At 38.0% G+C, this 14,054-nt stretch carries 7 protein-coding genes and 2 pseudogenes; 3 read left to right on the top strand and 6 right to left on the bottom strand.

What is annotated here, in order from left to right:
- Nucleotides 1–175 precede the first annotated feature (175 nt).
- Complete coding sequence (locus J7E66_RS25860) at nt 176–463, bottom strand: sugar transferase (protein ID WP_215005311.1); 288 nt, start codon at nt 461–463, stop codon at nt 176–178.
- Nucleotides 464–605: 142 nt separating this feature from the next.
- On the opposite strand from J7E66_RS25860, the pseudogene J7E66_RS25855 reads away from it, so the two are divergent.
- Nucleotides 606–698, top strand: a pseudogene (locus J7E66_RS25855) (excalibur calcium-binding domain-containing protein); the annotation flags it as partial.
- An 857-nt stretch (nt 699–1,555) separates the two neighbouring features.
- Here the strand turns inward: J7E66_RS25855 and J7E66_RS25850 are convergent.
- On the bottom strand, nt 1,556–4,888 hold the full coding sequence (locus tag J7E66_RS25850) for an InlB B-repeat-containing protein (RefSeq protein WP_215005308.1): 3,333 nt from the start codon (nt 4,886–4,888) through the stop codon (nt 1,556–1,558).
- 429 nt (nt 4,889–5,317) lie between these two features.
- Here J7E66_RS25850 and J7E66_RS25845 point away from each other — a divergent pair, with 429 nt between their 5' ends.
- Entirely contained in the window at nt 5,318–5,599 is a 282-nt protein-coding gene (locus J7E66_RS25845; RefSeq protein WP_215005305.1) for a hypothetical protein, read from the top strand.
- Between the two features lie 206 nt (nt 5,600–5,805).
- Here J7E66_RS25845 and J7E66_RS32090 read toward each other — a convergent pair whose 3' ends face one another.
- The 4 genes and pseudogenes from J7E66_RS32090 to J7E66_RS25830 all read right to left on the bottom strand — a co-directional run bounded on the left by J7E66_RS32090 (nt 5,806) and on the right by J7E66_RS25830 (nt 8,860).
- A complete protein-coding gene (locus tag J7E66_RS32090; protein ID WP_251033144.1) occupies nt 5,806–6,822 on the bottom strand; it encodes an Ig-like domain-containing protein in 1,017 nt (338 codons plus the stop codon).
- Nucleotides 6,811–7,746 (bottom strand): annotated as a pseudogene (locus J7E66_RS32085) (SpoIID/LytB domain-containing protein); the annotation flags it as partial. The pseudogene J7E66_RS32085 and the gene J7E66_RS32090, both read right to left, overlap by 12 nt.
- Before the next feature lie 15 nt (nt 7,747–7,761).
- Nucleotides 7,762–8,337, bottom strand: a complete 576-nt coding sequence (locus tag J7E66_RS25835) for a SpoIID/LytB domain-containing protein (RefSeq protein ID WP_215005299.1) — start codon at nt 8,335–8,337, stop codon at nt 7,762–7,764.
- A gap of 256 nt (nt 8,338–8,593) precedes the next feature.
- Nucleotides 8,594–8,860 (bottom strand): Ig-like domain-containing protein, encoded by a 267-nt coding sequence (locus J7E66_RS25830; protein WP_308162590.1) that lies wholly within the window; start codon nt 8,858–8,860, stop codon nt 8,594–8,596.
- 549 nt (nt 8,861–9,409) lie between these two features.
- On the opposite strand from J7E66_RS25830, the gene J7E66_RS25825 reads away from it, so the two are divergent.
- Entirely contained in the window at nt 9,410–13,669 is a 4,260-nt protein-coding gene (locus J7E66_RS25825; RefSeq protein WP_215005296.1) for a S8 family serine peptidase, read from the top strand.
- Nucleotides 13,670–14,054: the final 385 nt, after the last annotated feature.

The following is a 14,054-nucleotide window of genomic DNA, read 5'->3' as shown; positions in this document are numbered from 1 at the left end:
ATGGCCTAGAAATAGGCATAGGATAGGTCTAAATTTTGCTCTTACGAGCAAAAAAACAATAAAAAGGCATTCGAATGGCTCATTCGAATGCCTTTTGTCTACAATCTGAACCAACCCAATAGGGTTGGTTTTTGTCTCAATTTTTAACGTGTCTAAAATTTATAATTAAAAAGATTTAAAACTCTCCAGTTCTTCCTAATACTATTGTAATAGTTTTTATTATTATTTTGATATCGAATGTCAAAGACATTTTATTTACATAATACATGTCGAATTGTACTCTTTCTTTTAATTCTTTCTTTTCTCTATTCCACGATATAGCCCATAAACTAACAATTCCTGGTTTTTGAGATAGTATAATTTCCTTTTGTGTATCTGTTAAAGCATTAATCGAAGCCATATCATAAAAGCTTATTCCAACCAATGACATTTCTCCTCGTAGAATTTCAAGAAATGTTTCCATGATTATCACCTCCTTTCCGAAACGGAAAGAAGCGTAACAACCAGCCACCCCAACAATATTCAGCTGCAACTTCATTCTATCACTTTCCGCTAATCTAAAAACCTATCAATCTTCGACAAATATCGAGGCGTGACAGGCTCTGGAATCAAAGTACAAGCCATATGTTTCAAAAGCGCTGTATGACGCTAATAAGAAAAGTGACCGGGATAAAGATTTTATTGCATGTGAGCGATAATAGGTATCCATATCAAAAGGAGGACTGATCAGTCCTCCTTTATTTTTGGTTGTTTTCTTAGAGATTGTTGCTCTCTTCGTTGGAGAATATGTTACTCGTTACCGCCAAATCCATTTTTTTGAAGTCACTGGTAAGGTTACATTCTTAATCGGTCACCTAAGCGGTATAAAGGTTAAAACCCGTAGCAGGGGCAAGAGATTTGTCCTTTATACGATCCCTATTGGACAAAACCTGCCGTAGGTACAAGAGATTTGTCTTTTATAAGCTCCAAACCACTTTTGTCAGTAATCGACGCCCTTTCGACTAAATTCCATATAGGCTATACTAATCAAACGTTTAGTTAAAACAGTTATAAGTACTGATTTATAACCACCCTCCCTGCCAAGCAAGAATGAAAATTGTCGAGAACCGGAAATAAATTTCGCAGGAAATAACCCAACTTTCCACAAAATCATCTAGGTTTCTATTAAACTTACATAATTCTATTAATTGCCCGTCCATTCCCTACTACACAAACGTTTAATTAATAGTGGCCTCAGTACGCACCACTCCTGGATTTATCCCTTCAAACACCTAAGAAGCCTGTCGAGAGATATCTTCAACAGGACTCTTTAAAAAGGAACCCTAGTTAGCTGCTGAACTAGAAATGTGTGCCTTACCCAGCATTGCTGCGATTGGCTAATTTCCACTAGTGTCTTAGTTTGTGGCATGAATGTAAAAAGTTATGTAAGCGGAGAACGGCATCCATTTTGGATTAGAAGCCAACAAATTAAAAAATGAGACCAGCTTCATGATGCACTGGTCTCATTTTAGGAATTTTATCGATCGTACCGTGTATTACTCTTGCCGTGACACGACTACAATTTAGCTGACATAATAGTGGTGAAAGAACTATATATTTTTTTCCCATTTACCATACGATACGCTCTCACTTTGTAAAAATACGTACGTCCTTTAGCTAACTTTGTATTTGTGAAGCTAACAGCCGTTCTAGTAGTCTGTGTTTTAATCATTCCGTAGCTACCTGTTTTTGCAGTTGCCCGGTATAGTTCATAACCAGAAGCTTCGCTCACATAACTCCAGGAAACCTTGATCGAAGTGCTGCTCATTTTTGCCACGTTAATCTTCGCTGGTTGAGCCAAAGTAGGTTTGGCACTGACGATACTGGAAAACGGGCTATAAACTTTAGTTCCATTGATTGTCCGATACGCTCGCACCTTATAATAATAGGTTTTCCCTGAGGTTAAACTACTGTTTAAATAACTTAATGTACTGCCGCTTGTAATGGTTTTTATGTTACTATACGCTCCCGTCTTTGAAGTAGCGCGATACACTTCATATCCGTTTGCCCCGCTTACCATTGCCCAGTTCACCTTGGTCTTGTTATATCCTGCAGTGACTGCTTTAACAGAAGTAGTAGCGGTTATAAGAGGCTTGGCATTTACGATACTTGAGAAAGAGCTATACACTTTTTTTCCATCCACTGTTCGGTATGCTCTCACTTTATAATAATAGATCTTTCCTGTTAATAGACTGCCATTTGTATAGCTTAAGGTGGATCCACTTGTGACAGTCCCTACTTGACTATAGGCCCCATTTGACGTGACAGAACGGAAAATTTCATAACCGCTCGACTCGCCTGACTTTGTCCAACTAAGTTTCACTTTATCGTATCCTGCTGAAACTGCTTTGACAGATGTCACTCCCGCCAAAACAGGCCTGCTGCTTAAAACCGGCGAAAAGGAACTATAAATATATTGATCATCAACAATCCGATACGTTCTCACTTTAAAATAGTAAGTGGTTCCTGTATCGAGATCATCCCAAAGGAGACTTTGTTCATTACTGCCTAAGCCCCAGGAATGATTATAATCCCCATTAGGAGAGGTAGCACGATAGACTTCATAGCCATCCACACCCTCCACTGGACTCCATGCAATCTTTACTTTATTAAATCCAGCTACACTAAGCTTCACATTCAGCGGAGAATCGGGATTTTTTCCAAACTTTGCATATATCGTAGTATTTTCTGTAAGTGTCTGGAAAAATTGATATTTTGTTTGGAAATCAGGGTCCTGGTACCAATAGATAAATGTATACCCCGATTTAATAGGCGTCACGGGATAGCCAACCATTGCATCAGAATTATATCCTTCTGAATTTAGAACAGTATCTCCATCCATATAGGTGACCGTATAGACATTAATAGTGTATTGGGCAGTAATGGTCAGATTTGATTTCACCTGTTGATAATTAGCACTCCAGCCGGTAAACGTATATCCCGCCCGCGATGGAGTTTCTGGAGATGTAGCCGATTCACCTTCCAGAACGTCTTCTGTTTTTAATATACGGCCATCATAATCAGTAAACGTCACTGTATATTTTGCTTTAACCGATAGATTGAAGTACGTAGACAGCCCATCATAGTTCACTTTAATGGTCTGATTTCCTATTTTATTTGGGTTATATCCTGTAACCATATCTTCCGAAACAGCAACGACAAACTCATTGCCATGATTCGTTCTTACCTTGATCTTCGCTCCGGTTAAATCAAGTTCCTCTCCCTGAACATAGGCTGTTTTTTCTGGGATGGGGGACATGGACAGATCTAGACTCTTTTCTGTTTGCACACTTGGAGCCTGGCTTAATATTGGGAAGTGAAAACTTGATACTTCATCCAACTTCCAAGTGATTGAAAAATTAAACCCAAAAAACGTAGATGGATCCTTCATCTGTTCGAACGTTTTTTTAAACGTTCCCTCTGATACTCCAGTCCCAACACCGTTTTGCACTTTGTCTAGGTAATAGCTGTTCTCCATACTGCCTTCAAATTTTCCTGTAATCCCTCCCAGAGACGCACCTGAATAGGAGATGGTTGTCATGACCGAACCTGCATTGTACGTGTTTTTAATGGTGGTATTGGAACCGTATCCCGTAATACCCCCGATATCATATTTCCCTTTGACCGAGCCAATATTAAAACTATCCAGGATGGTCCCTCCCGAACTCCAACCGCTCATTCCACCTGTATAACTCCCACTTATCGTTCCGGTGTTAAAGGATTTACTAATAACAGAACTATATTGCTCACCAACGATGCCACCCGTGGAGCTATCAGCACTGATGTCTGCCGTGTTATAGGAATCTACTATAGAAGAGTTGCTTGCAAGGTTGCCTGCAATCCCTCCACCATCAGAATATTTACCCAAACCACTGATTTTTCCTGTATTATAGCTCTCACTTATCATTGTACTGCTCGTGGTTCCTACAATTCCTCCACCCCTTGATGAAGTAACCGTACTGCTGATTTCCCCTTGGTTATAACTTTTATTAATAGAAGAACCGTAAGTATAGCCGGCTATCCCTCCACCTACCGTTCGATACTGAATATTCCCGATATTGTAAGCAGTCGTAATTGAGGAATTTGTGTTTAAATAGCCCACGATACCCCCAGTATAGCCGCCGCTTGATTGGGTATTAAAATCCCCTTTATTATAGACAGTGTTGATGTTGGCCCTGTAGGTTTTACCAACTATTCCTCCTGCCGCTGTCTTAGCATTAACAGCCCCGGTGTTATTGCTATTTGAAACAGTTGAATACAAATTGTAGCTGCTGTCCACATACCCAGCAATACCACCAGCATAGCCTTCAAACAACGATTGTGCCGAGATTTGTCCACTATTATAGATATTGGTAAGTGTGACATTGTAACCGTAGCCAACAACCCCTCCTGCATAGGCCTTTGCAGTGCTTGAATCTAATGAAGTATTCTCAACATCAATGTTGTTATTTTCCATGCCTACGTTCGTAATCTTCGCATTTTTCGCGTATCCGAACAGACCAGCATAAATAAATTCACTCGATTGGATGGTAACCTTTAAACCGATAATTTTAAAGCCATTACCATCGAAATTACCTGTAAATGGGGTGGCAGCATTCCCAATTGGATTCCAACCAGACCCATTATTGAAAAAACGGCCACCTTCTGCTGTGTCCACCGTTAAATCAATATCATTCATTAAAATATAGCTACCGTTTAGGTTATTCCGAACATTATATAAGTCCTCGGCTGAATAAATTCCAATATAACCACTTGGTACTTCTGTTTGCTGATCAGCCGGGTGATCAACAGCTAATGCAATGGGAGAAAATGTAGAAGGAGCCATTCCCATCATAAGTACAATCATCATTAAAAAAACTAAACTCTTTCGTAACATTTTCTCATCATCAATCCTTTGCTTTATGTTATAAATCTCAATGGCCTTGTCTTTCATTATAGTTAGATTCTGTTTCATGTATCTCTATTTTACATTACTAAGTTACTAGAGTCTTTATTATTTTAGGGTGACAATGGTTACTATCCCATCCATCCGTTGGGTATACATAATGCTCTACGAGTGAGGATCTAACCCCTAAAATTTTCAATCTCGACCTATTTCTATACGATAGATAGGTGAATTCGACCAAATTCAATATAGGCTATACTATTCAAACGTTTGGTTAAACATCTGTAAATATCTGATTTATAAGCTTTCTCCGTACCAACTGAATACGAAGATTGTCGAGGACAGCAATAATATTCTTCCGGAAATTCCCCACCTTTCCATGGATCTTTTATTATGAATAATTTAATTAAGAGCCTATCTTTTAGTATTTACAATTTAGAGCCTGGTGAAAGTGTGTATATTGAGAAGGTTGAAATATATGAAAATAATTCTCTATATTCAACATATAATACAGAAACTCTTTCCAACGCAGGAATTAACACCACTATCACTCCTTACAATAACTGGAGCATGAGTATCAATTTTAAAATAGGTATATGGGCCAATCAAAGTAAGATTGTAGTAACGGTTAGAACCGAAAATGGTAAATCATATCAATATTCTATAAATGTATAAATTTATAGAATAAAAGTTTTTCAAATAAAACATAAAAAAATAAAGTTTGCTTAAATAAAAATGGAGAGGAACCGAGAGCCTCTCCTCTTCAACTTCCAATGCAAAAATTCACAAACTCTCCGCATACAACCACACTAACATGCATTGCCAGGCGCACAAGAAATCCCCTCCACATTGCGTGTAGGGGATTAATATTTTTAAAAAAATTATTTAACTTTAACCGTGGTAGCCTTACTAATATTTCTTGCCTTGTCTGTCGCTGTCACACTAATAATTGCTTTCTTCTTTTGAGCTTTAATTTTCACTTTAAAATTCCCTTTGGAGTCTGCTTTGGCTGTGCCGATGACTTTACTTCCGACTTTGATCGTTATAGTAGAGTAGGCTTCGGCAGTTCCAGTAACTTCTTTTGTTTTGCTTTTAACTGTAGTTTTAATTTTCGGTGCCAATGGAGCGGTTTTGTCAATCACAATTACACTCTTAGCAATACTGATATTTCCAGCTGCATCTTTCGCAGTCACAATTAATTTTGTTCCTGCTTTCTGAACCGGAATCGTTACCTTATAGTTACCTTTTGCATCTGCTTTTGCCGTGTACTTTTTCGTTCTGATTGTAACAGTGACAGTGGCTCCAATTTCTGCTTTACCAGTTACTACTTTCGTTAGGTCTGAAACAGTGGAAACAGTTGGAATAACTGGTGCTGTTTTATCAAGAACTGTGATACTTTTTGCGACACTCACATTACCCGCTGCATCCTTGGCAGTTATGATTAACTTTGTACCTGCTTTTTGCACTGGAATGATAACTTTGTAGTTCCCTTTGGAATCAGCTTTAGCTGTATAACTTTTTGTCCCAATTTTTATTGTAACAGTTGCTCCAGCTTCAGTTGTTCCTGTTACTCCAGTTGATTTGTCTGAAACGGTATATACAGTAAGAACTGATGGAGCGGTTTTGTCTATGACTTTAATGGTGGATGCATTACTTATATTTCCAGCAGTGTCTGTTGCAATAATAACTAATTCAGTACCTGCCTTTTGTGCTGGAATTGTCACTTTATATTGACCATCTTCTCCAGCTCTGCCTGTACCGATTACTGAACCATTTACCTTCACTTCTACTTTGGTCCCAGCTTCCGCTAGACCTGTTACAGTTGTATCTTTATCACTTACTTGCTTTACTACTGGTTTCGTAGGGGCTATGGCATCTTTCACCACTACTACAGTCATATCACTTACATTTCCTACAATGTCAGTTGCTGTGATGACCAATTCCGTTCCTGCTACTTGAACCGGAATAACCGTTGTAAATTTTCCATCTGTACCGGCTTTCGCTGATCCAATGGTAGATCCATTTACTTTTACTTCTACTGTTGACCCTGCTTCCGCTTCGCCTGTTACAGAAGTATCTTTATCTGTTACTTCGTATACAATGGCACGTTCAGGTGCGGATTTGTATTGCTTAAATAAAACAGTCCCTGGATAGTAAAAGGATAGTATGTCCTTGTATAAAATTCCTGCTTTGGCCCGATAATACGCACCATATTGGCTTAAGCCAACGCCATGGCCATTCCCTAATCCTGAAAACAAATAAGCATCCGTGGTTTCGTTGAGAGTAAACAAATTACTTTTCAGGTCTTTTGAACTGATGACCGCACGAATATTGTCTGCAAGCATGATACCGGTACTAGTGGTTTGAAGTTCAAGCTCCTCATTTGGATTGAATTCGTCCTTTACAAAAAATTCGACCGATAGTTCCCCTAATGAAAATCGACCACTTTCGGTAGGAGCAGAAAAAGTAACCTTAGGTATTGAAACAATTTTGATTTGTTTATTGCTGAATCCTGGTAGATGATTCATCATCCATTTTTTTATATTGCTAGTGAAATCAGCATCTATTTCATTTGTTGAATCCCACCAGCTGTCTGGATTCTTTAGGTCCAATGAAGAGAAATCGATTTGCTGTTTATGTAATGCAACATTCCAGGTGATGGTCGTATCATACTCATCGGTTTGAACCTTAAAATACGGAAAGGTGCTGCTGGACCAGCTATTAAACTTGTTTGCCGTTTTTCCACCGTTTGATGATGAGAAGACAGCATCAATAGCATTACCATTGTAGGTTAATAGTTCACCAGCAGTCGCGTCAACGGCATCCGAGGATTTAGGCTATTCGCTTGTAACACCTCCATATACCTGATAGGAGGTGGTATCATTGATTGTTTTATTCAAACGATAATAGGCATACGTTCGTGCCGCAACAGCTTGAGCCTTCAGAGCTTCCATTGGCCCACTCCCAAACGATTCAGATGGAACCACACTTTTAACGTAATCTTCGAGATTAATGGTGTTAATGGGTCTGACATATTGATTATTTTCTACCGTAAAACGAAAACCTCCTATGTATTCACGGTCGTTAATGATAGCATGGTCAATGTGATGAACTGGAGTAATCGATATATCGGCCCCAGATGCTACTAATGTAGTATTTCCATCATATAAGCTAAGAGTGCCATTCTCTACCTTTACCGTATAGCTTGTATTAGGTATCAATGGATCAGAAGAATTTCCATTTAAATAGTAGCTTCCCACTATTTTTAATGAAATACTTGACTGATTACCTAAATATTTGACTAACTTTACCTGAATCTGTGGCTCTGTAGCAATCGCTGCCGCTCCTATGTAACTAGGAACAATCCCAAGAAAGATAACAGTTGCAATCAAAATGCTGAATAATTTTCTCATATAAATCCCCTTCTAATAGTGTCTTAGATTAATAATATATCTTTTGCTAGAATATATCCTCTATTTTCCAAAATAAATACTATAAAGGAGGTAAAATTAGTAACGGTAGTTATACATTAGATTAATAAAATAGTTGTGTCATAAATAAAGCACACGTAAATATCCTAAATCGAAATGGATTTTACGTGTGCTTTTTTAACTTTGAATTAGCTATTTTACTTTTAAGTTCGTTACTATACTTACATTCTTAGCTTTATCAGTTTACGGTTTTCGCAGTACTGATATTACCTGCTGCATCTTTAGCCGTGACCAGCAATATTGTCCCCGCTTTTTGTACCGGGATCGTAATCGAGAACTTACCATCAGTTCCAGCAGTTCCAGCCGTACCCGAGCCAACCACAGTACCATTCACTTTAATTTCAACCTTAGCCCCTTCCTCTACCTGACCAGAAATAGTAGTATCTTTATCCGTTACTTCAATGAAAGAAAATTGGCTAAATTGCATCCGAACCACAATTTTCACTAAACGACAGCCATTCGACTAAATTCCATATAGGCTATACTAATCAAACGTTTGGTTGAAACAACTGCAAGTACTGATTTATAAGATTTTCCCATGCTAAGCATGAATGAAGATTGTCGAGAACCATTTGAACATTTCGCAGGAAATAACCCAAATTCCCACAAAGTCAGATGGAATTCTCATTTACTTACATCATTCTATTAATTTCCCACCATTTTCCCAGTACACAAACGTTTGATTAAAAGTAGCCTCATCGTGCTCCAATTCTTAGAGTAACTTTAATCCGCGAACTACTATTTAACACCCCTTTACATAACCGGCACTTATAGACACGATTTTTTTGTAAGCCGAGCAACAGTATTTCAATAATATGGAAAGGAATAATTAGCTAATTTATGGTATTATGATATATTGAAACTAGGAAGATACTACTATACCAAATAGATTAGTACAGGCTAAAAGTGAACAGCTTTTTAAGACAATTGGGGGGTTGTCTATTGATAAATAATTCTTACTCTTCTAAAACATACAAAATAAAGGAGCTTTAGTATGAAAAAAAAGAATATTAAAAATGTTTTTAATATTATTCTCATACTATGTTTAGTACTACCACAGATGCAAACGGTAGTACTTGCTAGTAATAATGAAAATATGAAAGAAGAAAACGAGAGTCATATTAGTTTAAGTCAATATAATGATTTAGAGAAAAAGTCTGATAAAAATGGAAGTGTTAGAGTAATAGTTGAATTAGATGAGTCCTTTACACCCGAGGGCAAAATATCTAAAAATAAAATAGAAATTCAAAAGAAGAAAATAAAAGTTGCTCAAGAAGATGTAATAGCAAATTTACATAAAAAAGGTCAAAAAAATGCCAAAAATATTACATCGTTTAAAACCATCCCCTTTATGGCATTAGAGGTTGACTCTGAAGGGCTTAAGGCTTTATCTGAAAGCGAGAAAGTAAAAAATATTATCGAAGATATCAAAATAAGCAAAAGTATAATAGAGGAAAATGAAGAAGTAGATGTGATCCAACCACAACTTAATGTAACAAATAATCTGATGGATACAGAAAAAGCGTGGACAGCAGGGTATACAGGACAAGGAAAAACTGTTGCCATCCTTGATACGGGTGTAGATAAATACCATCCCTTCTTACGAAATAAAGTAGTGTCCGAGGCATGTTATAGTTCTACTGGCCATTGTTCAGGGAATGCGAGAGAGTTAACAGGACCAGATTCAGCAGTTGATACAGAAGGACACGGTACTCATGTGGCAGGTATAGCTACGGGCAACGGTACACAGTTTTCTGGAGTAGCGAAGAATGCAAATATTATTGCTATTAAAGTATTAGCCGATGATGGCAGTGGTAGTTTTTCAGATTTATTAAATGGATTAGAACGAGTTTATTTATTACGTAACCAATATGCTATTTCTGCAGTTAATTTAAGCTTGGGAGGAGGAAGGTTTTATTCCTCTTGTGATAGTACATATTCTAGTCTGAAAAGTATGGTTGATAATCTAAAAAGTGTAGGCATTGCGACGATTGCAGCTTCTGGAAATGAATACTATAAAAATTCAATAAGTGCACCTGCATGTATATCTTCTGTTATTAGTGTAGGAGCTACAAATAATAGTGATGCAGTAGCTAGCTTTTCAAATAGTTCATCCTACTTAGATGTATTAGCACCAGGTAATCCCGTTTATTCGTCTATACCTGGAGGAGGTTATGCCTCATATTCTGGGACTTCCATGGCTACACCTCAGGTAGTAGGTGGTTTTACGCTTGTAAAACAAAAATACCCAAGTGCTACTGTTGATCAAATCGTTTCTTATATACGCCAAAATGGAGTGAATGTAAGAGATACGGCTAACAACATCATTACACCTCGATTAGATTTTTCTTGGATGGAGACTAGTTTACCTGCACTAGTTCAAGTCCAAAAACCAACCTGGAACGGTGATGTAATCCAATGGGTTGGTGTCACCAATGCCAGCCAATATGAAGTCAAATTATACAGAGGAACGACATTAGTAACTACAGAGCGTGTGGCCTCTAGTGATCGACAATTTAACTTTGCTTCCCTTATGACAAGTCCTGGGGGATACTCAGCAACCGTACAGGCGATTGGTGATCCTACCAATTATCGTGATGGACTAATCTCGATACCATCCAATGAAAATCGGAAAACCTATGCCTTAAATCAAGTCCAAAAACCAACCTGGAACGGTGATGCAATACAATGGGTTGGTGTAACAAATGCCAACCAATATGAAGTCAAATTATACAGGGGAACTACCTTAGTAAATACACAGCGCGTTGAGGATATTGTTCGACAATATAACTTTGCTTCCGCTATGACGAGTTCTGGCGTTTACACGGTAACGGTTCAAGCAATCGGAGATCATACCAATTATGGAGATGGACAAACATCCCTCCCATCTGATGGCGTGCAAAAAGAGATTCTTTACTTTGAAGACTTTGAAAGTAATAATGGGAATTTTACTGTCGATGGCAGCTATTCAACCTGGCAATGGGGAGCCCCTACTTCTGGCCCTAACTCTGCTTTTTCAGGAACCAATGTCTGGGCTACTAATTTAAGTGGGAATTACCACGATAATGAAAATAGTTATATCGTTTCCCCCAACCTTGACTTAAGCAATGTAGGTTCCCCGATTACATTAAGCTGGATGCAATATGCAGTAACGGAGAATGGCTTTGATTATCTAAACGTTGAAATTAGTAAGGATAGTGGTCAAACCTGGGATTCTATCTATAGAAATACTGGGACAATCAATCAAAATTGGGGAAGTCATGAGGTAACTATCGACAACTCCTATGCTGTTCCTGACTTTAAAGTAAGATTTCGTTTAGCAACTGATAGTTCAGTTACTACTGCAGGGGTTTATATTGACGATGTCAAGATGACAGTGTCTCGTTTAGCCCCTACTCTAGATCAAGTCCAAAAACCAACTTGGAATGGTGATGTCATAAATTGGAATGGAATTGCAAATGCCAACCAATACGATATCAAATTATACAGAGGAACAACCTTAATAAACACACAGCGCCTTGAGGCTAGCGTTCAAGAATATAACTATGCTGCACAAATGACCACTCCTGGTGAATACACGGCAACGGTTCAAGCGATTGGTAATCAAACAAATTATCGTGATGGACTAATCTCATCACCTTCCGATGTAAATCGAAAAACCATCGCCTTAGATCAAGTCCAACAGCCAATCTGGAACAATGATGTCATCCAATGGAATGGGATTGCGAATGCCTACCAATATGAAGTTAAATTATACAGGGGTACTACCTTAATAAATACGGAGCGTGTCGGAGCTTATGTTCAACAGGTTGACTATGCTGCCCTAATGACGACTCCTGGTGGATATTCCGTAACTGTTCAAGCGATTGGTGATCAAACAAATTATCGAGACGGACTAATCTCACACCCATCCAATGTAAATTCGAAATTTATGACCTTAGATCAAGACCAAAAACCAACCTGGAACGGTGATGTTATTCAATGGTCTGGAGTTGCGAATGCCAACCAATATGAAATCAAATTATACAGGGGTACTACTTTAATAAATACACAGCGCGTTTCGGCTAGTGTTCAACAATATAACTACGATGCCCTAATGACGATTCCTAGTGATTACACGGTCACTGTTCAAGCAATTGGTGAAGATACAAATTATCTAGATGGACCAATCTCAAGTCCATCTGATGTCAATCGGAAAATAATGACTTTAGCTCAAGTCCAAAAACCAACCTGGAACGGTGATGTTATTCAATGGTATGTAGTTTCCAATGCCTATCAATATGAAGTCAAATTATACAGGGGAACTAGCTTAATAAAAACACAACGCGTAGCGGCTAGCGTTCGGCAGGTTAACTACGCTTCCCTTATGATGACTCCTGGTGGATATTCCGTAACTGTTCAAGCTGTCGGTGATAATTCTTACTATAGGAATGGACTCGTATCATTAAGTTCTAATCTAAAAATCACCTTATATCAAGTCCAGAAACCAACCTGGAATGGTGACGTAATCCAATGGTCTGGAACAGCCAATGCCTACCAATATGAAGTTAAATTATACAGAGGAACGACCTTAATAAAAACACTGCGCGTTGCGGCTAGTGTTCGACAGGTTAACTATGCTGCCCTAATGAGCATGTCTGGAAGTTATAAGGTAACCGTTCAAGCTATCGGTGATAATAGGTCCTATAGAAATGGACCAGTATCTGTAAGTTCTAATCTAAAAATCACCTTAAATCAAGTCCAAAAACCAACCTGGAAGACTGATGTAATTCAATGGGTTGGGGTAGCCCACACCTATCAATACGAAGTCAAATTATACAGGGGAACTACTTTAATAAAAACACTGCGCGTTGCGGCTAGTGTTCGACAGGTTAACTATGCTGGCCTAATGAATAGGCCCGGAAGTTATACGGTATCCGTTCGAGCAATCGGCGATAATAGGTCCTCTAGGAATGGATCAGTATCAGCCCGGTCTAATCAAAAAATCACCTTAAATCAAGTCCAGAAACCAACCTGGAGCAGTAATACAATAAAATGGAATGGAGTATCCAAGGCCGCCCAATATGAAGTTAAATTATATAGGGGAAGTACGTTAGTAAATACGAAACGAGTTGCGGCTAATGTTAGACAGATTAACTATGCGACCCAAATGAAAAAGTCTGGTAAATATACTGTCACCGTTCAAGCAATTGGTGATAATAAGTCCTATAGGAATGGACCAATATCCGCACGGTCTAATCAAAAAAGTAAATAAAAACACTATTAACAAATAATGACGAAACCCCCACCTACTAGGTGGGGGTTTATGTTTAATTAGTCTACCAAAATAATATCTCACCCTTTTCCTCACTATTCGAACAAACCTGTGAAACAAGATCTTAATTTAGCGATAAAAGGGAGTCCTTAAATTTCTGAATAAAATCATTTTATTAATATATATAAGTTGGAAGATATCGAAGAAAAGTATCCTCTAAAAGCTAAGACTTCTACACTTTTTGCGAAACTTCGCTTTTCTTTCCACATCTAATGCACTCATCTGTATAGTAACTGTATTTATGATACCTTAGTAAAAAACAAAGAAAAGCTTTTAATTTCATTTTTGTTAAGACTCCTTAAGTTAGATTAATTAACCTTTATCT

Source organism: Bacillus sp. ISL-7 (assembly GCF_018613065.1).
This window is presented reverse-complemented; position numbering and strand designations above follow the sequence as displayed.